The 19,753-nt window shown below is 66.3% G+C and carries 21 protein-coding genes; 11 read left to right on the forward strand and 10 right to left on the reverse strand.

Features of this window, described 5'->3' with window-relative positions; genetic code table 11:
• Window positions 1–80 precede the first annotated feature (80 nt).
• Window positions 81–902 carry a tetratricopeptide repeat protein gene (locus tag KQ310_RS01035; protein ID WP_259719943.1) on the reverse strand — a complete coding sequence of 274 codons (822 nt, stop codon included), beginning with the start codon at window positions 900–902 and terminating at the stop codon, window positions 81–83.
• A 449-nt stretch (window positions 903–1,351) separates the two neighbouring features.
• Here KQ310_RS01035 and KQ310_RS01040 point away from each other — a divergent pair, with 449 nt between their 5' ends.
• The gene (locus tag KQ310_RS01040; RefSeq protein WP_259719944.1) at window positions 1,352–1,666 is read left to right on the forward strand and encodes a hypothetical protein; all 315 of its coding nucleotides are present in this window, start codon (window positions 1,352–1,354) and stop codon (window positions 1,664–1,666) included.
• On the opposite strand, the gene KQ310_RS01045 is transcribed toward KQ310_RS01040, so the two are convergent.
• A complete protein-coding gene (locus tag KQ310_RS01045) occupies window positions 1,588–2,127 on the reverse strand; it encodes a DUF3828 domain-containing protein (protein ID WP_259719945.1) in 540 nt (179 codons plus the stop codon). The genes KQ310_RS01040 and KQ310_RS01045 overlap by 79 nt on opposite strands.
• Before the next feature lie 163 nt (window positions 2,128–2,290).
• On the opposite strand from KQ310_RS01045, the gene KQ310_RS01050 reads away from it, so the two are divergent.
• Window positions 2,291–2,593, forward strand: a complete 303-nt coding sequence (locus KQ310_RS01050) for a CDP-alcohol phosphatidyltransferase family protein (protein ID WP_259719946.1) — start codon at window positions 2,291–2,293, stop codon at window positions 2,591–2,593.
• A 10-nt stretch (window positions 2,594–2,603) separates the two neighbouring features.
• Here KQ310_RS01050 and KQ310_RS01055 read toward each other — a convergent pair whose 3' ends face one another.
• On the reverse strand, window positions 2,604–3,506 hold the full coding sequence (locus KQ310_RS01055; RefSeq protein WP_259719947.1) for an urease accessory protein UreD: 903 nt from the start codon (window positions 3,504–3,506) through the stop codon (window positions 2,604–2,606).
• Between the two features lie 131 nt (window positions 3,507–3,637).
• On the opposite strand from KQ310_RS01055, the gene ureE reads away from it, so the two are divergent.
• From ureE to urtE, 8 genes are all read left to right on the forward strand, one after another.
• Complete coding sequence (gene ureE, locus KQ310_RS01060) at window positions 3,638–4,336, forward strand: urease accessory protein UreE (protein WP_311134678.1); 699 nt, start codon at window positions 3,638–3,640, stop codon at window positions 4,334–4,336.
• Window positions 4,326–4,991 (forward strand): urease accessory protein UreF, encoded by a 666-nt coding sequence (locus KQ310_RS01065; RefSeq protein WP_259719948.1) that lies wholly within the window; start codon window positions 4,326–4,328, stop codon window positions 4,989–4,991. Before ureE ends, KQ310_RS01065 begins: the two co-directional genes overlap by 11 nt.
• Window positions 4,988–5,596 carry an urease accessory protein UreG gene (gene ureG / locus KQ310_RS01070; protein WP_197159016.1) on the forward strand — a complete coding sequence of 203 codons (609 nt, stop codon included), beginning with the start codon at window positions 4,988–4,990 and terminating at the stop codon, window positions 5,594–5,596. The genes KQ310_RS01065 and ureG overlap by 4 nt, the downstream gene beginning before the upstream one ends.
• A gap of 161 nt (window positions 5,597–5,757) precedes the next feature.
• On the forward strand, window positions 5,758–7,047 hold the full coding sequence (gene urtA, locus KQ310_RS01075; RefSeq protein ID WP_259719949.1) for an urea ABC transporter substrate-binding protein: 1,290 nt from the start codon (window positions 5,758–5,760) through the stop codon (window positions 7,045–7,047).
• 114 nt (window positions 7,048–7,161) lie between these two features.
• Window positions 7,162–8,319, forward strand: coding sequence for an urea ABC transporter permease subunit UrtB (locus KQ310_RS01080; protein WP_259719950.1), 1,158 nt, complete (start codon window positions 7,162–7,164; stop codon window positions 8,317–8,319).
• 3 nt (window positions 8,320–8,322) lie between these two features.
• A complete protein-coding gene (gene urtC / locus KQ310_RS01085) occupies window positions 8,323–9,516 on the forward strand; it encodes an urea ABC transporter permease subunit UrtC (protein WP_259719951.1) in 1,194 nt (397 codons plus the stop codon).
• Window positions 9,513–10,298: an urea ABC transporter ATP-binding protein UrtD gene (gene urtD, locus KQ310_RS01090; protein ID WP_399237334.1), complete on the forward strand. Its 786-nt coding sequence runs from the start codon at window positions 9,513–9,515 to the stop codon at window positions 10,296–10,298. Before urtC ends, urtD begins: the two co-directional genes overlap by 4 nt.
• Before the next feature lie 76 nt (window positions 10,299–10,374).
• Window positions 10,375–11,130: an urea ABC transporter ATP-binding subunit UrtE gene (urtE, locus tag KQ310_RS01095; RefSeq protein ID WP_259719953.1), complete on the forward strand. Its 756-nt coding sequence runs from the start codon at window positions 10,375–10,377 to the stop codon at window positions 11,128–11,130.
• A 105-nt stretch (window positions 11,131–11,235) separates the two neighbouring features.
• On the opposite strand, the gene KQ310_RS01100 is transcribed toward urtE, so the two are convergent.
• Genes KQ310_RS01100 through queC form a run of 3 tightly spaced genes read right to left on the reverse strand, consistent with a single transcriptional unit; the run spans window position 11,236 to window position 14,191 of the window.
• On the reverse strand, window positions 11,236–12,084 hold the full coding sequence (locus KQ310_RS01100) for an aminotransferase class IV (protein ID WP_259719954.1): 849 nt from the start codon (window positions 12,082–12,084) through the stop codon (window positions 11,236–11,238).
• Window positions 12,081–13,511, reverse strand: a complete 1,431-nt coding sequence (locus KQ310_RS01105; RefSeq protein WP_259719955.1) for an anthranilate synthase component I family protein — start codon at window positions 13,509–13,511, stop codon at window positions 12,081–12,083. The genes KQ310_RS01100 and KQ310_RS01105 overlap by 4 nt, the downstream gene beginning before the upstream one ends.
• Window positions 13,508–14,191: a 7-cyano-7-deazaguanine synthase QueC gene (queC, locus tag KQ310_RS01110; RefSeq protein ID WP_259719985.1), complete on the reverse strand. Its 684-nt coding sequence runs from the start codon at window positions 14,189–14,191 to the stop codon at window positions 13,508–13,510. The genes KQ310_RS01105 and queC overlap by 4 nt, the downstream gene beginning before the upstream one ends.
• 211 nt (window positions 14,192–14,402) lie before the next feature.
• On the opposite strand from queC, the gene KQ310_RS01115 reads away from it, so the two are divergent.
• Window positions 14,403–14,951, forward strand: a complete 549-nt coding sequence (locus KQ310_RS01115) for an ecotin (protein ID WP_259719956.1) — start codon at window positions 14,403–14,405, stop codon at window positions 14,949–14,951.
• Between the two features lie 10 nt (window positions 14,952–14,961).
• Here the strand turns inward: KQ310_RS01115 and KQ310_RS01120 are convergent, their stop codons facing one another.
• The 4 genes from KQ310_RS01120 to KQ310_RS01135 form a co-directional block, all read right to left on the reverse strand.
• Window positions 14,962–16,629 (reverse strand): diguanylate cyclase, encoded by a 1,668-nt coding sequence (locus KQ310_RS01120; protein ID WP_259719957.1) that lies wholly within the window; start codon window positions 16,627–16,629, stop codon window positions 14,962–14,964.
• Window positions 16,629–17,360 carry a 7-carboxy-7-deazaguanine synthase QueE gene (locus KQ310_RS01125; RefSeq protein ID WP_399237338.1) on the reverse strand — a complete coding sequence of 244 codons (732 nt, stop codon included), beginning with the start codon at window positions 17,358–17,360 and terminating at the stop codon, window positions 16,629–16,631. Before KQ310_RS01125 ends, KQ310_RS01120 begins: the two co-directional genes overlap by 1 nt.
• Window positions 17,357–19,060: a CTP synthase gene (locus KQ310_RS01130; protein ID WP_259719958.1), complete on the reverse strand. Its 1,704-nt coding sequence runs from the start codon at window positions 19,058–19,060 to the stop codon at window positions 17,357–17,359. The genes KQ310_RS01125 and KQ310_RS01130 overlap by 4 nt, the downstream gene beginning before the upstream one ends.
• Window positions 19,061–19,141: 81 nt before the next feature.
• Window positions 19,142–19,633, reverse strand: coding sequence for a Dps family protein (locus KQ310_RS01135; protein ID WP_259719959.1), 492 nt, complete (start codon window positions 19,631–19,633; stop codon window positions 19,142–19,144).
• Window positions 19,634–19,753 lie beyond the last annotated feature (120 nt).

Genomic DNA, 19,753 nt, shown 5'->3' on the forward strand with positions numbered 1-19,753 from the left:
CGATCAGATTGAATTTGAAAAAGGCCACGGATGTCTTGAATTGGAGTGGCAATGAGGGTCACTTGAGGAAGGTAGTTTAGTTATTGACAGAACTTCGGCAAGAGTCTTTGGGCAACGGAAGAGCCTAGCGAAGCAGATTTCTTCGTATCCTCACAGGCTCCAAGCATGTCGCCAAGTTGTGACTTGGCGAGTCCACGATAACCCCAGGCGATTGCGAGTCTAGGATTGGTAGTAATGGCTAGCGTGAAGTCAGTAATCGCTCCCTTGGCATCGCCTAATTGTGACTTTGCGACTCCGCGGCCGGTGTAGGCGTATGCATACTTAGGATTGATGGCAACCGCTTGGTTGAAGTCAGCAATCGCTCCCTTGATATCGCCCAATTGTGACTTTGCGGTTCCGCGGGCGTGGTAGGCGTATGCATAATTAGGATTGATGGCAATCGCTTGGTTGAAATCGGCAATCGCCCCTTGCGTGTCGTTTAAATCCGACTTGAAACTACCGCGGTTGAAGAAAGTGTCGGCGCATTGCGGATTGATGGCAATTGCTTGGGTTAAATCGGCAATCGCCCCTTGGTGATCGCCTAAAAAATTCCGGGCAACAGCACGGTTGTTGTAGGCTAATACATTATGTGGATTGCTGGAAATGGCCTGGGTTGAATCTGCAATTGCTCCTTGGTAGTCGCCCGAATTGACCTTGGTGGCGCCACGGATTATGTATGGGTCTTCGTTTTTCGAATTGCTTAGACTACAGTTGCTCTTGTTGAGGATGATTTGATCTTTGCTCTGTGCTTGAGCGGGTGCCTGCGATAGGAGTAGTGCTCCAGCGGGCACCGCTATGATGACTAGGAGAATCTGGGCGGCAGGCCGCGGCTTGGCGGAGGCTTGGGCAAGTATGCGCGACATCGTGATTGGATTGGAGCAATATTATTGGTGAGCCTAAAGCACCCGTAAGAGCTGGTCACCTGATTGGTTCGCCAACATCAGGCAGCCCAGGGAGTCAGGCAATTTGACAGTCATTCAGGGGTGGAGTGGCGGGGTGCTGATGGGCGCAACTCCGGGGTCGGCTTGTGATGGTGTGCCCTCCTTCGATGTGATCAGGAGGTCATCGCTCGCTTGGGCCACTGCCGGCCTGGACGGCTGAACTGAGTCAAGACTTGTAGGTAGGTCCCCAGTCCTCAACCAGATGTTGCAGCACGGCTCTCTCCGGTGCCGACCGACAGTGCTGGCTGGATGGCGCAGTCGGTGGAGCGTTACTGAGGCGCGATTGTCCCCAAGGGTGGCGCTAGGGGACCAGCCGCCTCGGCACGGTCGGGGTCCGGGGTTTGGTGGTGCAATGACGCCGCTTCGGGGCGATGCTGCTCGCTCCTCTGTTCGGGTTGCCGCTCCCGCGGCTGGGTGCCTGTCCTGCCTTTGACGGCGTGCTGGTGGCCAAGGCGGTGCAGATGGAAGCCCTGCTGGATGAGGCTCTGGTTGCCACTGCCGGCGGCCGCCCTGAGCGGCTCGATCGGGAGCGAACCTGTGGCTTGATGACCATGCTTCGCTTCGCGGTGCACCCCACCCCGCCGCTTCGCCCCCCTGGCTCCTGTCGCTACGGAGTAGGGGATGGTCCTGGCGTCCCGGGGGGAACCCATGAGGGGCTGCGCATGGCCAGGATCTCGCGCAGCTGATCGCTCAGCTTGCTGCGGGGGCTCCGGGCTGGAGCACCTTCGTGGGGCGGATAGGTGATGTCGGCGATGCGCCAGCGGCCGCCCGTGGCCTGCACCAGCACCTGGATGGTCTGCGTGCTGGAGAATGCCTTGGATCGCCCCACGAGCACCGGGACCGTCACGAAGGCCCGATCCGGTGCCGTCAGCTGACAACCGGCGAGGCGGAACCCGAGGATGCCCACCTGGGTGCCCTGGAAGGGATTGGAATCCAGAACGCCACTGCCGTCGTTGCGGGGCGACTGGAAGGGCCTGATCGCTTCGCTGAGCTTGGCGTAGAGCCCTGGGTCGAACCGCTCCTTCTGGCCCTGCAGCGATCGGGTCCAGGTGTTCTGGTTGGTGAGATACCAGCTGTAGACCTCGCTCACCACGGCGCTGGCCTGGGGAGGGCAGGCGGCCATGGCCAGCAGCAGAAGGGCTTGCATCAGAGCCTGAGGATCACAGAAAAATACCGCTGCCCTTCTGGCGAGGAAGTGGCCGCGTAGGCGCCAAGCACCGCAGTGGTTGGTACGTTCTAATCTTCCTAGCCTGGATTCATCCTGTAGAACCCAGGCCTGGTCCAGTTGCGTCTCCGCAGGCGGAACCACCTTGGAGAGAGGCGGCTCGGGCGGGACGACGCTTTGGACCATCCCCAACCTCCTCTCCTTCTACCGGCTGGTGGCGGCGCCGATGGTGCTGGTGCTGGTGGATCTTGATCGACAGTGCCTGTTCGCGTCGCTGTTCCTGGTGAGCCTGATCAGCGACATCCTCGATGGCCTGAACGCCCGCCTGTTTCACCTCCAGACCCCCCTTCGGCGCCCGGCTCGATTCCTGGGCCGACACGGCCACCTCCTGGGTGGGCCTGGTGCATGGGCTCTACCGCTGCCCACGCTGCTTCTGGCGGGGTTCTGAGCCTCGCCCCTCAGGCCGCCATCCCCGCCAGGGGATCCTCCTGGAACGGCCAGACCCGCGGCAGGGCCGGCGGTTCCAGGCCGCGCACGGCGCGGGTGCGGGCCCAGAGGCGCGTGAACCAGAAGCGTGCCGCCTGGGTGGAGGTGCCCCGATAGCGGGCCACCAGACCCTGGGGAAGCGGTCCGCAGGCCATCTCCCCCTCCAGCCCCGCGCGGTCGCTGCGGCAGGCGGCCAACAGCTCGGCCAGGTGGCCGGCCTCAAGTGGTTCGGGTGCCGCCCATACCAGGCTGCCGAACACCGGCTGGCCCGCCATGCCGTGCTCCTGATCCACCCCCTCGCCCCCCAGCTCCAGCCGGTCCACCAGCTCCCAGCGGCTGCCATCGCTTCCCTGGCGCTGGATCTCCAGCTGAGAGCGCCAGCGGCCCGGGCCCAGGTCCTCGCCGGCGGCGCTCAGCCCCAACCGCACCACCTCGGCGCCGAGGAAGCCGGCCCCGGGCGCCAGTTCCACCCGGGTGCGCTGCTCGAACAGGCCACCGCCGTAGAGCACCAGCTCCTGGGGCAGCCACTCCAGGTCGGCCCCGGCGGCCAGTCGCAGCTCCAGCTCCTGCTGGGCCCAGCTGCCCCCAGGTGCGCGGCGCGAACGCCCCACGGAGCCGTAGACCTTCTGGGCCGCCACGCTGGTGAGCAGGGCCCGGCTGCCGGGCGCCAGCTCGGCCTCGAGCCACAGCTGGTCGCCGCCCACCAGGCCGCCGGCGGTGTGCAGCAGCGGCAGTTCGCAGCGGCCATCGCCGTGGTGCATGGCCCGCTGCAGCTTCAGCGGCGCCGTGGCCCCGCCCTGGTGCACGGTGCGGCCGCCGTCGCCCGGGGCGAAGCGCAGCCGGGCCTCGCCGCGCCAGGGGGCGGGGGGCGGCATGGAGGCGGGATCGGCCTGGGGGCTTGTGGGAGCTGGGACCTGTCCGTTCATGGGGTCATGCTGGGGTCGTGGCAGCCCCGCTCCAGTAACAACGGGCACAGGGGTGTGATGCCCCAGGCCGCCAGGGTGCCGTGGCTACCCCCCCCCAGTCCGGCTGGCCGTCCCTGGTGCCCGCCGCCCCGTCCGCCCGCCCCGCCCCCGTGTCGTCCGCCCTGCCCTCCGCGTCATTCCCCGCCGGCAGCCCGGAATCGGCTCACCAGGCCCCCGAAGCCCAGGAGCCGCTGCTGCTGGAGCAGCGCCTGGGCCGCGATCCCCAGGCCGCCGCCGCCGCCGCCCCGCTGCTGTTGCCGCTCACGGCCCAGGAGCGCACCAGCCTGCGGGGGCGCCGCTGCAGTGCCTGCGGCCGGGCGCTGCTGTTGCAGCTGCCCCGGGGGGCGGCCCTGGAGCCGGGCGAGTGGCTGGGCGGCCCCGGAGCCGCCCGGGTGCGGGTGGAGGCGGCGCCGGAACCGCTGTTGCAGGTGAGGGCTGCTGACCCCCTGGCGCTGCTGCAGGCGGCCTATCACCTCGGTAACCGCCATGTGGCGCTGGAGATCCAGCCCGGCGAACTGCGGCTGTTGCAGGATCCGGTGCTGGCCCATCTGCTGGAGCACCGAGGCCTGATGCTGCAGACGATCGTGGCCCCCTTCCTGCCGGAGAGCGGGGCCTACGGCCACGCCGATGGACACGGCCACGTTGTTGGCCAAAGTCATGTTGCTGGGCACAGCCATTTTGCTGGGCACAGCCACGCCGATGGGCATCGCCACGCTCCTGGCCACAGCCATGACGGCTGATCCAGCCGCCGCCGCCCTGGCCCGGCTGCGGCTGCACCAGTTGGTCAGTCCGGCCTTGCCGGTGGGTGCCTTCAGCTACTCGGAAGGCCTTGAGGTTCTGGTCCAGCAGGGCGCCCTGGCTGAGGCTGCCGCCGTGCGGACCTGGCTGGAGGCCGAGCTGCGCTTCGGCACGGTGCGCCTGGAGGCGGCAGCTCTGTCCAGGCTGATGCAGATGGAGGATGCCGCCGCCCTGCTCCGGCTCGATGGCTGGCTGCTGGCGATGCGGGAGGCCCGGGAGCTGCGGGCCCAGCAGCGCCAGATGGGTCAGTCGCTGCTGCAGCTGCTGCGGGCGCTCGGATTCCTGGTGCCCGCTGAGGATCTCGCCTGGCCCGCCGCCTTCGCCCAGGCCGGCCGGGTGCTGGAGATCGGAGCTGCGGAGCTCACGGAGGCCTATCTGTACGGCTGGGTCGCCAACCAGCTCAGTGCCGCGGTGCGGCTGGTGCCCCTGGGCTCCACCGACGCCCAGCGGCTGCAGCTGGCCCTGGCACCCCTGATCGCCTCAGAGGCCGCCAGGCTCGCCGAAGCGGATCCCCAGACCCTCTGGAGTGGCGGGGTGGGCGCTGCCCTGGCCCAGTTGCGCCATGCTGAGCTCTACTCGAGGCTGTTCCGGAGCTGATGAGCAAGCTGCGGGTTGGGGTGGCTGGCCCGGTGGGATCGGGCAAGACGGCGCTGGTCGAGGTGCTCTGCCGCCGCCTGCGCCAACGGCTGGAACTGGCGGTGGTGACCAACGACATCTATACCCAGGAGGACGCCCAGTTCCTCACCCAGGCGGGGGCCTTGCCGCCGGAACGGATCCGGGGGGTCGAAACGGGAGGTTGTCCCCACACCGCCATCCGGGAAGACTGTTCGATCAACCGGGCGGCGGTGCAGGAGCTGGAGCAGCGCTTCCCCGACCTCGATCTGGTGCTGGTGGAGAGCGGCGGCGACAATCTGGCTGCCAGTTTCAGTCCGGAGCTGGTGGATCTGTGCATCTACGTGATTGATGTGGCCGCTGGCGACAAGATTCCACGCAAAGGCGGACCCGGCATTACCCGCTCCGATCTGCTGGTGATCAACAAGATTGATCTGGCTCCCCACGTGGGGGCCAGTCTGGCGGTGATGGAGCGCGACACGCTGCGCATGCGCGGGGAGCGGCCCTGGTGTTTCACCAACCTCCACAGCGGTGAGGGCGTCGATCGGGTCGAAGGATTTCTGCTGCAGCAGCTGCCCGGCCTGGCTTGAGACGAGCCAGACAGTTGACAGCTGGTTGATGGGCGGTTGAACAAACTGTAGCGGCGGCTACAAAGCTTGGAATGCCTGGCTACCTACCGTCCGCGAACCGCTGCGAGGCGGACAACAACAAGCGCATTTTTTCCGGAGAGCCCTCTATGAAGCCATTCGCGATGCAGAAATCGTCCCTGCGTCTGATTGGTGGCGCCACCGCACTGGCCACTGCCTTCAGCCTGGCAGCTTGCGGCGGTGGCGGCGGCGGTGAGACCGCCTCCGGCGATTTTGACGGGGAAGTGAAGGTCGGAATCCTCCATTCCCGCTCCGGCACCATGGCCATCTCCGAGAACACGGTGGCCGAAGCCGAGTTGATGGCGATCGACGAGATCAATAAGGAAGGTGGCGTCAAGATTGGCGATAAGAAGCTCAAGATCGTGCCGATCGAAGAAGATGGCGCCTCTGACTGGCCCACCTTCGCCGAGAAGGCGAAGAAATTGATCGATCAGGATCAGGTGGCCGTGGTGTTTGGCGGCTGGACCTCCGCCAGCCGCAAGGCGATGCTGCCGGTCTTCGAGGCCAAGGACCACTTCCTCTTCTACCCGATTCAGTACGAGGGTCAGGAGTGCTCCAAGAACATCTTCTACAGCGGTGCGGCTCCCAACCAGCAGGCTGAGCCCGCCGTGGAGTGGCTGCTGAAGAACAAGGGCAAGGATTTCTTCCTGGTGGGCTCGGACTACGTCTATCCGCGCACGGCCAACACCATCATGAAGGAGCAGCTCAAGACGCTGGGCGGCACGGTGGTCGGTGAAGATTATCTGCCCCTGGGCAACACCGAGGTGGCTCCGATCATCGCCAAGATCAAGCAGGCTCTGCCCAAGGGCGGTGTGATCGTCAACACCCTGAACGGCGATAGCAACGTGGCCTTCTTCAAGCAGATGAAGGCTGCGGGCATCACCCCTGCCAATGGCTACTCGATCATGAGCTTCTCGATCGCCGAGGAGGAAGTCGCGGCGATCGGTCCTGAGTATCTGGAAGGTACCTACGCCGCCTGGAACTTCTTCCAGAGCCTCGATACCCCTGGTTCCAAGAAGTTCACCGAGGCCTTCAAGGCCAAGTACGGCGACAACCGGGTCACCAATGACCCGGCTGAATCCGCCTACATGATGGTCTACCTCTGGGCCAAGGCTGCCGAGAAGGCCGGCACCGTCGACAACAAGGAAGTCCGTAAGTCTCTGATTGGCGTCAGCTTTGACGCTCCTCAGGGCACGGTCACGGTGCAGCCCAACCACCACACCGAGAAGCGTGTGCTGATCGGTGAAGTCCAGAAAGACGGCATGTTCAAGATCCTCGAGGACAAGGGCTTCGTCAAGCCCGTGGCCTGGAACCAGTTCGTGCCCGAAACCAAGGGCTATACCTGCGACTGGACCCGCACCGATGTGCCCGATCCCGGCAAGTTCAAGATGTGATCGAGCTGGATCCGGGCTTGCCCGGATCCCTCGTTCGGGATTAGGCCACCGGACTCCGTCGCGGTTGCTGCTTTCACGAGGGGGAGTGCGCTCCCCCTCTTTTTGTACCCGGCGATGACACTTCTCTACGACACCCTCTTCAACGGCCTGGCAATCGGCTCGGTGCTGGTGCTCGCCGCCCTCGGGCTGGCGGTGGTCTTCGGTCTGATGGGCGTCATCAACATGGCCCATGGCGAGTTGATGATGCTTGGCGCTTACAGCACCTTCGTGGTGCAGAACCTTTGCAAGAATGGTCCCCTCGAAGCGCTGTTCCCGATCTACATCCTGATCGCCATTCCCGTGGCGTTTCTGGTGAGTGGGCTGGCGGGCCTGTTGCTAGAGAAGACGGTGATCCGGCGCCTCTACGGCCGGCCCCTCGAGACCCTGTTGGCCACCTGGGGGGTGAGCCTGATCCTGCAGCAGTTGGTGCGTTCGGTCTCCAGCGCCTTCTTCCTGGGCCTGCTGTTGACCGTCGCCCTGGGTCTACTGGCTCCCCGGATCACTCCTGCCACGTGGTGGAAGCAGCGCTGGACGCCCTTGCTCGGAACCGGCAGCTGGGTGATTGCCGGCGGCGTTGGCATCGCCCTGGCCTCAGTCCTGGGCGAAGTGCGCAAGCTGGATCAACCCTGGTTCAGCGCCCGCAACCTCGATGTGACTGCACCGTTGTGGCTGCGCGATTCCCTCGATCTCGGTGGTGTGACCATGCCCACCGCCCGTTTGTTCATTCTCGCGCTCACGGCCCTGGCCCTGATCGGTGTCAGCTGGTTTCTTCAGAAGAGTGTCTGGGGTCTGCGGATCCGTGCCGTGACCCAGAACCGGCCGATGAGTGATTGCCTCGGCATTCCCACCGAAAAGGTGGATGCCCTCACTTTCCTGGTGGGATCGGGCCTGGCTGGCGTTGCCGGGGTGGCTGTCACCCTGCTGGGTTCGGTGGGCCCCAACCTGGGTGGTAATTACATCGTCGATTGCTTCATGGTGGTGGTGCTCGGTGGCGTGGGCAAGTTGCTCGGCACCGTTGTGGCAGCCCTGGGGATCGGCGTGCTCAGTTATGTGATCGGTTCTGGCTCCCTCCTGCTGGTCTGGCCTGCGATGCCGGCAGGTCTCAATGAGGTGGTCACCTTCTTCGCCACCACCTCGATGGCCAAGGTGATGGTGTTTGCCCTGGTGGTGGTGTTCCTCCAGTTCCGTCCGGCGGGTCTTTTCCCACCGAAGGGCCGCCTGGTGGAGGCCTGAGTCATGGCGAGTCCTTCCACCTCCGCGTTGTCGTCTGCCGGCGGCGGCAGCCCCACCGGTTTCCTGCGTCGCTGGCTTCCCTGGATCCTGCTGATTGCGGCGGCGCTGATTCTGCCTTCCGTGCTCCCCCCCTTCCGGCTCAACCTGCTGGGGCGCTTTCTGTCGCTGGGTATCGTGGCCCTCGGCATCGATCTGATCTGGGGCTTCACCGGCATGCTCAGCCTCGGGCAGGGCATCTTCTTCGCCCTGGGCGGTTATGCCCTGGGCATGCATCTGCAGCTCACCTCCCTGCAGCCCGGTCAGCTGCCCGAATTCTTCGGCCTCTACGGCGTCAAGGAGTTGCCGGCCTTCTGGCAGCCCTTCAATTCAGCCGTCTTCACCTTTTTCTGCCTTTGGATCCTGCCGGCTCTGGTGGCGGGTGTGCTCGGTTTTCTGGTGTTTCGCAACCGGATCAAGGGGGTCTATTTCTCGATCCTCACCCAGGCTGCCCTGCTGGTTTTCTTCAACTTCTTCAACGGCCAGCAGAAGCTGATCAACGGCACCAATGGCCTCAAAACCGATACCGCGCGCATCTTCGGGGCCCTGGTGGGCAGTGATGCGATGCAGCGCAATCTGTTCTGGGTCACGTTGCTGCTGGTGGTGCTCAGCTGGTTGCTCTGCCGCTGGCTCACCCGCGGCCGTTTCGGTGACGCCCTGATCGCCATCCGCGATGATGAACCGCGCTTGCGCTTCACCGGCTACAACCCCACCGCCTACAAAACCCTGGTGTTTGCCATTGCCGGTGCAATGGCTGGCGTGAGCGGGGCTCTGTACACGGTGCAGTCTGGAATCATCAGCCCCCAGTACATGGCGGTGCCGTTCTCGATCGAGATGGTGATCTGGGTGGCTGTGGGTGGCCGCGGCACCCTGATCGGGGCAATTCTTGGTGCGGTGGTGATCAATTACGCCAAGAGCCTGATCAGCGAGCAGTTGCCTGAAACCTGGCTGTTCATCCAGGGCGGCCTGTTTCTGCTCGTGGTCACGGCGTTGCCCGATGGTCTCGTCGGCTGGTGGACCCAGGGAGGCCCAGCCAGGATCCTGGCCATGGTGGGGATTGCCCCCCTGGCCCCCACCTATCCCGAGATCGATTTCGATCCTGCTGTTCAAGCGGAAGCCGAGACTGTCCAATCCGATGCATCCCCCGGAGGTTCCGTATGAGTTCCGCCGCTTCAGCTCCTGTGTTGGATTCCTCCACGCCTCTACTGGAACTACGCCAGGTGAGCGTCAGTTTTGATGGGTTCTGGGCCCTCAATGATCTCAATCTGTCGCTGGCTCCTGGTGATCTGCGGGCCGTGATCGGACCCAACGGCGCCGGCAAGACCACCTTTCTCGATGTGATCACCGGCAAGGTGCGTCCCACCAAAGGGGATGTGTTCTTCCGTGGTCGTTCACTGGTTGGGCTGCCTGAACACCGCATCGCCCGGCTCGGCATCGGCCGCAAGTTCCAGACCCCACGGGTGTATCAGAACCTCACGCCCCGTCGCAATCTGGAGCTGGCGGTGAGCCGCCGTGCCTCGCCGTTTGACCTCTTGTTCGGACGGCTCGATGCCACCGCCCGCGATCGGGTGCAGGAGCTGCTTGAGGTGGTGGGTCTGCATCCCTATGCCCATCAGAAGGCCGGTGGGTTGTCCCACGGTCAGAAGCAGTGGCTCGAGATCGCCATGCTTGTGGCCCAGGATCCCCAGGTGTTGCTGGTGGATGAACCGGTGGCCGGCCTCACCGATGAGGAAACCGAGCTCACCGCCGCACTTCTGCGCCAGCTGGCCGGTGCCCACACCGTGCTGGTGATCGAGCACGACATGGAGTTCATCCGTGATCTGCAGGCCCCGGTCACGGTGCTGCATGAAGGCCATGTGCTCTGTGAGGGATCGATGGATGAGGTCCAGAGCGATCCCCGTGTGATCGAGGTGTATCTCGGCAGCGAAACCGAAGCCGCCTGAACCCCCGTTCCCCTTCCTTCGCTCCTCTTCGGCTGTTTGATCACGCCGTTCAGTCACGCCGTTCCGCCTACCCCTGATGACCACCAGCTCCCTCACCCAGCCGGCCGCCTCGGCCACCGCCTCCGGCCCCCTGCTGGAAGTGCAGGGCCTGAACGTGTACTACGGCGAGAGTCACATCCTGCGCAATGTTGATCTCAACGTCAAATCGGGTCAGATGGTCTGCCTGATCGGCCGCAATGGCGTCGGCAAGACCACCTTGCTCAAGACGGTGGTGGGTCTGCTGCGGCAGCGCTCGGGCTCGGTGGAGCTGGAGGATCGGGAGGTCTCGCGTCTGCCGCCCCATCAACGGGCCCGTGCCGGCATCGGCTACGTGCCCCAGGGTCGCGAGATCATCCCCCAGCTCACGGTGCGGGAGAACCTGCTGCTCGGTCTGGAGGCCCGCCCCGGTGGGCTGGCCAAGCATCGCCACATCGATCCGTTGGTGTTTGAGCTGTTCCCGGTGCTGGAGAAGTTCCTGGCCCGCCGCGGCGGTGACCTCTCCGGCGGCCAGCAGCAGCAGCTGGCGATCGCCCGCGCTCTGCTGGGCAAGCCCAAGCTGCTGCTGCTGGATGAGCCCACCGAAGGCATCCAACCCTCGGTGGTGCTGGATATCGAACGGGCGGTGCGGCGCATCATTGAAACCACCGGCATCAGCGTCTTGCTGGTGGAGCAGCACCTCCACTTCGTCCGCCAGGCCGATTGGTATTACGCCATGCAGAAGGGCGGGGTGGTGGCCAGTGGACCCACCGATGAACTCAGTAAAGAAGTGATTGACCGCTTCCTGAGTGTCTGATCGCCGCGGCACCGTGGGCTGACTCTCTGGGCCGGATTCCGATTCGAATCAGAGCAGACTTGGTGTCACTGATCACAGCAGACTCGGTGTCACTGACGCGATCCGTTAATGCGCCGGAGACAGGAGTTGGCGCCAGAACCGCTCCACGTTCTCCACGCTGGGCAGGGCAGTGTGCCCTAGGTGGCTGATCGGGCGACAGCCGAGGCTGCTCAGCAGCAGGGCGCCGTCGCTGCTGGCCAGATCCTGCTCGCTGATCGGGCTTTCTTTGGCAAGGCCATGGCGGAGAGTCTGCTGGCGCATCACCCCGGGCAGGCAGCCGCTGCTCAGCGGTGGTGTGAGCCAGCGACCGCCGCGCAGCAGCAGCAGATTGGCGCTGGTGCCGCAACACAACCCGCCGGCGCTGCTGGGCAACAGGGCGTCGTCGGCGCCTGAGGCCGCGGCCTGGCGGCGGGCCTGGATGGCGGGGCCGTAGGCGAAGGTTTTGCAGCGGCTCAGCAGGCTGGTGGCGCTGCGGGTTTCGCTGGGGCTCACGATCACCCGCACCGGCTCGAAGCAGGCCGTTGCGGCGCTGAGGTTGAGCCAGAAGCGGTGGTTGCTGTGCGAAGGCACGGCGAGGCCACGGCCGCTGCTGCCCCGAGTCCAATTGAGCCGCAGGGCTCCGCTGTTGATGCCGCTGCGCGCCACGGCCTCGGCGATCAGGGGCACCAGGCGCGCCTCATCCGGCGGCGGTGCCAGGCCCAGCAGGGCAGCGGAGCGGTGCCAGCGCTCCAGATGGGCCGCCAGCAGATGGGGCTGGCCGGCTTCGATCAGCAGCGTTTCAAACAGGCCATCGGCGAGCAGCAGCCCCCGGTCGCTGAGGGGAAGCGCCAGGTCGTCGGGATGGCCCCAGCAGCCCTGGGGGCTGGGGGTATCGATCCAGGCGATCACGGCCGGTGGGCTGGTTGCGCTGGTCACGCCAGGGCCTCCAGCAGGGGCCCCAGCTTCCAGCCCAGCTCCTCCGCCTCATCGTGGGGGTCGGAATCGGCCACGATGCCGCAGCCGGCATGGGCCCGCAGGGTGCGGCCCTGCAGAAACAACGAACGGATCAGGATGCTGCTGTCGAAGCTGCCGTCGTGGGCAAGGCGGAACAGGGAGCCGCAGTAGGGCCCGCGCGGCACCGGTTCGAGCCCATGCAGCCGCCGGCAGGCCCGCACTTTCGGCGCCCCTGTGATCGAGCCGCCCGGCCAGCAGGCCCGGAGCAGATCCACCACCCCCAGCCCGGCGCGCAGCTGTCCCTGCACCACCGAGGTGAGGTGGTGCACCTGCGCATAGCTTTCCAGGCCCACCAGCTGGGGCACCTGGATCGAGCCCGGCACGCACACCCGGCCTAGGTCGTTGCGCAGCAGGTCGACGATCATTACGTTCTCGGCCCGGTCCTTGGCGCTGCTGACCAGATCGGCGGCGGCATCCGCGTCGATCGCCGGGTCGTGGTGCCGCGGCCGGGTGCCCTTGATCGGCCGGCTCTCCACCAGGCCGCTGGCGCTCACCTGCAGGAAGCGCTCCGGTGAGGCCGAGAGGATGGCCTCCAGCGGGGTCTGGGCCGGGTTGCTCCCCTTGGCTGCGGCCGCGATCGCCAGTCCGCCGAAGGGTGCCGGGCAGCGCCGCCGCAGCCGTTGGTAGAGCGCCAGCGGATCGACGTGGCCCGTCAGCTCCTGCTCGCAGCAGGCGGTGAGATTGGCCTGGAACAGATCCCCGGCCGCGATCCAGTCGTGGATGCGCTCCACACCGGCGGCAAAGGCCGGCCCATCGGTGTGCCAGTGCCAGTTCTCCAGTGGCAGTCCGGGCTCGAGTGGCTCTGGTTCTGCCGCGGCTGCGCGTTTTGTAGGTGCTGCGCTTGGTGCTTGAGCTGCGCTGGAATCGGGGTCCGTTGGGGCCAGGGCCTCGATCGCTGCGGCCATCGCCGCCAGCCGCGCGCCATCGTGGCCCTCGAGCCGCAGGCAGCCTGCGGCCGCGTCGAACTCCAGCACCGGATCGTGGCGGGCGGCCCAGAGCTGGGCCATGGCCGGTGATCGCCAGGGTTCGCCGGTCTCCACCCAGCCACCGGCTTCGTACGACAACCAGCCCATCCAGTGGCCGCCGCCGGCCACCATCGCCGCCAGCGCCGCGAACGGATCCCGGGCGCCTGGCTCCCCCGGCAGGCCTCGGCAGCTCACCACCTCCAGCGGCGCCAGGCCCAGCAGGCTGCGGCGCCCCAGGGCAGTGCCGTCGCCATCGAGCCAGACCAGGCCGTCCTGGCCCAGCTGATCCGCCAGCGCCTGAACCACCACCGCCGGATCCCGCCAGGCCAGGGTGCGTTGCTGCAGTCCGCCGCCGGCTCGCAAGCTCGTTGAAGGCTCGATCACGGGGCCTGGTGGCTGGCGAGGTCGGGGCTGGCGAGGTCGGGGCGGCCGGCCTCGATCAGGGCGGCATCGCGGATGCGGCAGCTGTCGCACACCCCGCAGGGGGTACTGCCGCCGCTGTAGCAGCTCCAGGTGGTCGCGATCGGCACGCCCAGCCGCAGGGCTTCGTGCACGATCCGGGTTTTGCTCCATTGCACCAGCGGTGCCCAGAGCTGGATGCCGCGGCCCTGGCGCCCGGCCTTGCTGGCCAGGTCGGCCAGGTGCTGGAAGGCCTCCAGGTAGTCGGGCCGGCAGTCGGGATAGCCGGAGTAGTCGACCGCGTTCACGCCCAGGGCCAGCCGCTGGGCACCCCGCGCTTCGGCCAGGCTCAGCCCCAGGGCAATGAACACGGTGTTGCGCCCTGGCACGTAGGTGGACGGGATCACGCCCTCCTCCACGCCGCCGCTGGGCACGGCCATGGCCAGATCGGTGAGCGACGAGCCGCCCCAGGCCGCCAGGTTGACGCTGATCGTGTGGTGCTCCTCCAGCCCGAGGCTGCGCGCCACGGCGTTGGCGGCCTCCAGCTCACGGCGATGGCGCTGTCCGTAGTCGAAGGAGAGCCCGATCACCCGGTGGCCGGCTTCCAGGGCCAGGGCGGTGGCGGTGGCCGAATCGAGGCCGCCGGACAGCAGGGCCACGGTCAGCGGCCGGGAATCCGTCTGGGGCGGGGCATCAGGGGAAGCGGCGGCGCGCAAGGCGGCGGAGGCAGGAGCGTGCAGGAATCCTGGCGGATCCGGCCGCGCCGGTGCTTGCCCGCACGCCTGGATCTGTCTGCCTGTTGGTGGCAGTCCGAAGGCGGAAGCTGCCCCAAAGGGCCGGCGCCCTTCAGGATGGGGAAGCCGCCGCATGGTTGGGATGACCGGTTTCAAGGCCGCCGCGGGGTCGACGCCCCGCAGCACACTCGCCTGCCTTGCCCTGGGGACACTGATCGCCGCCCAGGGGGCCGCACAGGCTATCCCCCGCCTCGATCTCAAGCCCTTCCCAGCGGCGGCGGCCGGTGAGCGCCGCTGGGTGATCCAGCTTCCGGGCCTGCTGCAGCCCTCGCCCGATCCGGCCCTCTCCCCCAACCCGGCCGACTGGCGGGTGGAGCTGATGGTGGGACGCACGATGGAGGTGGATTGCAACCATCGCCGCCTCGGCGGCTCGATCAAGGCCGAGTCGCTGAAGGGCTGGGGCTACACCGTGTATCGGGTCACGGCTCCCGGGCCGGTGGCCTCGACCCTGATGGCCTGCCCGCCCAACGAGAAGCCCAGGCAGGCCTTCGTGACCCTGGGCGGCGGTAAGCCCTTTGTGGTGCCTTACAACGCCAGCCTGCCGATCGTGCTCTATGCCCCCGCTGATCTGGAGGTGCGCTGGCGCCTGTGGAAGGCGGAGAAGCGTCAGCGGCCTGCGCAGGTGCTGTGATGGGCTGGATTTAAAGCTGGGCCAGGGGGGCGACAGGATCGCCTGCGGCGACGACCCGGTTGCGCCCCCCCGCCTTGGCGGCATAGAGAGCCGCGTCTGCATGGGCAAGCAGCGCATCGATGTCCAGGCCTGGCTCTGCAATCGCACAACCAATGCTCAGGGTGACCTGAAAGTCGGGCGCGCTGGCGCTGGATGGGCTGCCTGCCATGGCGTCCTTGGCTTCGGCGTGGTGGACGATCGCCGCAGCGTCCTGGCGGATCCGCTCGGCGATCTGCAGGGCCTCCGCTGATCCGGTATGGCTGAGCAGAATCACGAATTCCTCCCCGCCCTGACGCGCCACCAGATCACCGCCCCGCATGCTGGCTTCGAAGAGCTGGGCCAGGCGTTGGAGCACGCCATCACCGGTTTCATGACCCCAGCGATCATTGACCTGCTTGAAGTGATCCAGATCGAGCATCAGAAGCGCCAGCGGAATTTGATACCGCTGGCTCCGTGTCAGCTCCGGTATGGCGCGTTCCAGGAAGCCGCGCCGGTTGAAGAGGCTGGTGAGGGGATCGCGGACGGCCAGTTCCTTGAGACTCTGCTCAGATTGCTGCAGTAAGGCGTTGCTTTGGGCCAGGGAATCGCGGGTGGATTCAAGCTTGTCAACGTTTCGTTCCAGGGCGACAAGCAAGCCAGACACTGTGATGCCCATCAGGGCGATGATCCAGGGCAGGATCTCGTCCTGGGGCGTCTTTTGCGCATTGATGAACGGCTGGGTGGCGTCCAGCCGGATTGTCCAGGGTGTGCCGAAGATCAGGGCGCGGGCCTCGGCACTGATGTCAGTGGAGGTTCCGGTCCCAGTGGATGTTCCGGCTGGAATCGAGAGATTCGGTTCCGGTTTCCCTTGCTGAGAGATGGTCAGATTCAGCCCTAGTTTTTGAAGATTCGTCAGTTTGGCTTGAATCAGGGCGTCGAGGTCGTAGACCAGTGCCACAAATCCCTCGATCTTTTGTTGGCGTGTATTCAAACTTCCTGGAATGATTCCGCCATCGTAGACAGGCACGGTCACGGCAAAACCAACGGGATGGACAGAATCACCCGGAAAGCGGATGACAGGGAACAGGCCGGAGGCCACGGGATCTCCTTCGTTGCGGGCGCGCCATTTCGACTCCATTCTTTCCGGTGAAAAGGCCAGGTCCAGTCCCATCGTTGAGCTGCTCTTGGACGAGCGTTCGTAGACATACAGCACGGGAACATGCAGGCCGCGTGCCCGCGCCGGTCTGGAGCTGTCGTTGTTCTGGCCAGGCTCCCAGAGCCGGAAGTCTCTGAGACGGCCGCCCTGGTTGCGGATCGAACGCTCGAAGCTCGCCCGATCCGTTTCCGCCACGATTGGCTGCCATTCCACGATGATCAGGCCATCCTGGGAGCTGATGCTCTGCTCGGCCAGTTGTAAGAAGGTCGGGTAAGAGAGGGAGGGGTCGACGCTGAGCCGTGCCGTCAGTCCCCGCATGGAGCGAACAGACTCGTTGACCGCCTGAGTGAGATGCAATGAAATCTCTGTGGCTTGCGAGCGGAGATTGGCGCGCAGACTCTTCTGGACGCGATTGCTGACCACAGCTTGTGTCACGAGCGCCAGCGCCAGAAACCCCAAGGTGGTGATCACATTCACGATCAGGAAGCGATGCCTGCGTGCCATCAGCGCACCCCCAGCGTCTTGTGAAGCTGCAGGCTGAGCCGCCAGGCTGGATGGGACTGCACATAGTTGAGCGCCAGGCTCTGGCCGTCGGTGCTCTGCCAGCCGGGTTGCAGCAGCAGCATCGGCGCTTCCGAGTCGCTCCCCGCCCGGATCCGGCTGGCGGCGCGGGCCATGGCTTCCGCGAAGTCGAGGTCGGCCGACTCGTGCACCACGACCTTGAGTTCGTGGCAGTGGCGCAGCAGGTCGTCCACTGGAGGGCGATGGCGCTTCGGCGAGAGGGTGATCCAGTCGAAGCGGCCGCTGAGGCGGTCCACGCCGCTGGTTTCCAGGTGCAGCGGCAAGGCTGTGCGCTGGCGCAGCGCCGTGGTGAGCGCGTCGAGATCGTGATGCAGGGGTTCTCCGCCGGTGATCACCACGAAGCCGGCACCGGCCGCCGCCGCCTGCTGCGCGTCCGCCGCCAGGGCCTCGAGGCTGTGGCGTGGATGGGCGGTGGCGGGCCAGGAGTGCTTGGTGTCGCACCAGGGACAGCCCACCGTGCAGCCGGCCAGGCGGATGAAGAAGGCGCTGCGGCCGCTGTGAACTCCTTCCCCCTGGAGGGAATGAAAGGTTTCCACCACCGGCAGCGCCGCCGCTGTGACAGCGATCTGCAGACCAGCGGCGGCTCCTGGTAGTGCCGCCGCTGCAACGACGGTGGGCTGGTCTGCCGCTACACCGGGCAGCGGCGTGGTCATGGGGCGACGAGCGTGGCCTCAGCCGTTGCCGTGGCCGGTGCAGCCTCGGCCTGGGGCAGCCGCTGCTGGGCTGCGGCGATCAGGCCGCGGAACAGGGGATGGGGCTTGCCAGGTCGCGACAGAAACTCGGGGTGGTACTGGCAGGCCGTGAAGAAGGGGTGATCGGGCAGCTCGATCAGTTCCACCAGGCGGCCATCGGGGGAGGTGCCGCTGATCGTGTAGCCCGATTCGACGAAGAGGTTGCGGTAGGCGTTGTTGAACTCGTAGCGGTGGCGGTGGCGCTCGTAGACCACCGCGTCGCCGTAGAGCTCGGCGGCGAGGCTGCCCGGCGTCAGCCGGCAGGGGTAGACCCCCAGGCGCATGGTGCCGCCCAGGTCGACCACGTCCTGCTGCTCGGGCAGCAGATGGATCACCGGATGGGCCGTGTCGCCATCGAGTTCGGCGCTGGTCGCCCCCACCAGGCCGGCCTGGTTGCGGGCCCACTCGATCACGGCGCACTGCATGCCCAGGCAGAGCCCCAGGAACGGCACCTGCTGCTCCCGGGCCCAGCGGATCGCCGCCACCTTGCCATCGACGCCGCGATGGCCAAAGCCGCCCGGTACCACCACCGCATCCATGCCCCGCAGCAGGGCTTCCGCGCCGCGTTCCTCGATCTGCTCGGCGCAGATCCAGTGCAGATCGAGGGAGGCGTCGCGATCGATGCAGGCGTGGCGCAGGGCCTCCACCACCGAGAGGTAGGCGTCGTTGAGCTGCACGTACTTGCCCACCAGGGCCACCTTCACGGCCGGGCCCGGGTTGCGCAGTTTCGTGACCAACTCCTGCCAGCGCTCCATGTCGCTGGGGTGGTCGGCGAGGCCGAGCACATCGAGCACCTCGCGGCAGAGGCCTTCGTGCTCCATGGCCAGCGGCACCGCGTAAATGCTGTCGGCATCGAGGGCGGGGATCACGGCCCGGGTGGGCACACCGCAGAAGCCGCCGATCTTGGCCTTGAGGTCGTCGCTGAACGGTCGGTCGCTGCGGCACACGAGCACATCGGGCTGGATGCCGATCGAGCGCAGCTCCTTGACCGAGTGCTGGGTGGGCTTGGTCTTGAGTTCGCCCGAGGTGCCGATGTAGGGCAGCAGGGTCACGTGCACGTAGGCCAGATCCTGGCGGCCCACGTCGCCGCGGAATTCGCGGATGGCTTCCAGGAACGGCAGCGACTCGATGTCGCCCACGGTGCCACCGATTTCGGTGATCACCACATCGGCGCCGCTGTTGGCCGCCACCCGGTGGATGCGCTCCCGGATCTCGCCGGTGATGTGGGGGATCACCTGCACGGTGCCGCCCTTGTAGTCGCCGCGGCGCTCCTTGTTGATCACCGCCTGGTAGATCGAGCCGGTGGTCACGCTGTTGAGGCGCGACATGGCGGTGTCGGTGAAGCGCTCGTAGTGGCCCAGGTCGAGGTCGGTCTCGGCGCCGTCCTGGGTGACGAACACTTCACCGTGCTGGAACGGACTCATCGTGCCCGGGTCCACGTTCAGGTAGGGATCGAGCTTGAGGATCGAGACGCTGTAGCCGCGGCTCTTGAGCAGGCGCCCGAGGCTGGCGGCCACGATCCCCTTGCCGATGCTCGACACCACGCCCCCCGTCACGAAGACGAATTTCGCCTGCGTGGCCCGGCTCGGAGCGGGGGGCTTGGCGCTGGCGAGCTGGGACATGGTGGAACGGCTGATTTTTCAATGTATCGGTTCACGACACGCCCCTTCCGCCGCAAGGGCCACCCTCGCCCAGAAACGAGCTCAGCCCTCCAGCAGGCTGCGCAGCATCCAGGCGGTCTTCTCGTGGATCTGCAGCCGTTGGGTGAGCAGGTCTGCGGTGGGCTGGTCGTTGGCCTCGTCGGCCACCCCAAACACCTTGCGGGCAGTGCGGGCCACCGCCTCATGGCCGTTCACCAGCTCCCGCACCATCGCCAGGGCCGGCGGCACACCCTCGGTTTCGGCGATCGAGGCCAGGCAGGCGAAGGTGGCGCCACCGAACGGGGCGGGGAAGCCAAGGGCGCGGATCCGTTCGGCGATCACGTCCAGGGCGGTCCAGAGCTCCGTGTACTGGTCCATGAACATCAGGTGGAGCGTGTTGAACATCGGCCCGGTCACGTTCCAGTGGAAGCCGTGGGTCTTGCCGTAGAGCACGTAGCTGTCGGCCAGCAGCCGGCCGAGCTCCTCGGCGATCTGCCGCCGCTTGGCTTCGGGGATGCCGATGTCGATCGCTGGGTGGCTGGAAGCGGTGGTCATGGCAGAGGGAGGCGAAGGTCTGGCAGGCGGCCGGGGGGAGCCGGGGGCGGGCCCCCTCTCGTTGTAGGAACGGACGCCGCACGGTGCCTGATCGCCGCCCGCCGGCAGCTCGGTCGTCGA

The sequence above is a fragment of the Synechococcus sp. CS-1328 genome (assembly GCF_025128095.1).
In the GTDB taxonomy this organism is placed as follows: domain Bacteria; phylum Cyanobacteriota; class Cyanobacteriia; order PCC-6307; family Cyanobiaceae; genus CBW1002.

Excerpts from the sequence above, each read along its gene's own strand:
- KQ310_RS01125 (WP_399237338.1), bottom strand. The coding sequence starts at position 17,360 with ATGACCACGCCGCTGCCCGGTGTAGCGGCAGACCAGCCCACCGTCGTT.
- KQ310_RS01065 (WP_259719948.1), top strand. The coding sequence starts at position 4,326 with ATGACGGCTGATCCAGCCGCCGCCGCCCTGGCCCGGCTGCGGCTGCAC.
- KQ310_RS01130 (WP_259719958.1), bottom strand. The coding sequence starts at position 19,060 with ATGTCCCAGCTCGCCAGCGCCAAGCCCCCCGCTCCGAGCCGGGCCACG.
- urtE (WP_259719953.1), top strand. The coding sequence starts at position 10,375 with ATGACCACCAGCTCCCTCACCCAGCCGGCCGCCTCGGCCACCGCCTCC.
- urtC (WP_259719951.1), top strand. The coding sequence starts at position 8,323 with ATGGCGAGTCCTTCCACCTCCGCGTTGTCGTCTGCCGGCGGCGGCAGC.
- KQ310_RS01115 (WP_259719956.1), top strand. The coding sequence starts at position 14,403 with ATGACCGGTTTCAAGGCCGCCGCGGGGTCGACGCCCCGCAGCACACTC.
- KQ310_RS01055 (WP_259719947.1), bottom strand. The coding sequence starts at position 3,506 with ATGCCGCCCCCCGCCCCCTGGCGCGGCGAGGCCCGGCTGCGCTTCGCC.
- KQ310_RS01135 (WP_259719959.1), bottom strand. The coding sequence starts at position 19,633 with ATGACCACCGCTTCCAGCCACCCAGCGATCGACATCGGCATCCCCGAA.
- urtD (WP_399237334.1), top strand. The coding sequence starts at position 9,513 with ATGAGTTCCGCCGCTTCAGCTCCTGTGTTGGATTCCTCCACGCCTCTA.
- KQ310_RS01035 (WP_259719943.1), bottom strand. The coding sequence starts at position 902 with ATGTCGCGCATACTTGCCCAAGCCTCCGCCAAGCCGCGGCCTGCCGCC.
- KQ310_RS01080 (WP_259719950.1), top strand. The coding sequence starts at position 7,162 with ATGACACTTCTCTACGACACCCTCTTCAACGGCCTGGCAATCGGCTCG.
- KQ310_RS01120 (WP_259719957.1), bottom strand. The coding sequence starts at position 16,629 with ATGGCACGCAGGCATCGCTTCCTGATCGTGAATGTGATCACCACCTTG.
- KQ310_RS01040 (WP_259719944.1), top strand. The coding sequence starts at position 1,352 with ATGCTGCTCGCTCCTCTGTTCGGGTTGCCGCTCCCGCGGCTGGGTGCC.
- KQ310_RS01045 (WP_259719945.1), bottom strand. The coding sequence starts at position 2,127 with ATGCAAGCCCTTCTGCTGCTGGCCATGGCCGCCTGCCCTCCCCAGGCC.
- urtA (WP_259719949.1), top strand. The coding sequence starts at position 5,758 with ATGCAGAAATCGTCCCTGCGTCTGATTGGTGGCGCCACCGCACTGGCC.